Genomic DNA, 351 nt, shown 5'->3' with positions numbered 1-351 from the left:
GTAGAAATACCATTAACAGAAGAGAACGGTAAGAAAATTCCATCAGGAACAACCTTCGAAAGCGATCAACCAGGAGTAATTACTGTAGATAACGATGGAAAAGTCACAGTAACAATCCCAGAAGGGGCAAAACCAGGAGATAAGATTACAGGTAAGGTTACAGTAACATACCCAGATGGATCGAAAGACGAAGTACCTGTAAATGTAACGGTAACTAATCGAGATAAAGATGAGTACACACCGAAATACGAAGATGAAACAGGGAAACCAGGATCTAAAGTAGAAATACCATTAACAGAAGAGAACGGTAAGAAAATTCCATCAGGAACAACCTTCGAAAGCGATCAACCA

The 351-nt window shown here is 39.3% G+C and carries 1 protein-coding gene; it reads left to right on the top strand.

What is annotated here, in order from left to right:
- The coding region (locus tag OCF96_RS09920) for a YPDG domain-containing protein (RefSeq protein ID WP_261447062.1) at positions 1 to 351 on the top strand (351 nt) is incomplete at both ends.

Source organism: Streptococcus mitis, from assembly GCF_946190065.1.
In the GTDB taxonomy this organism is placed as follows: Bacteria; Bacillota; Bacilli; order Lactobacillales; family Streptococcaceae; genus Streptococcus; species Streptococcus mitis_DE.
The sequence above is the reverse complement of the archived record's forward strand: the minus strand, read 5'-3'. Positions and strand labels throughout refer to the sequence as shown.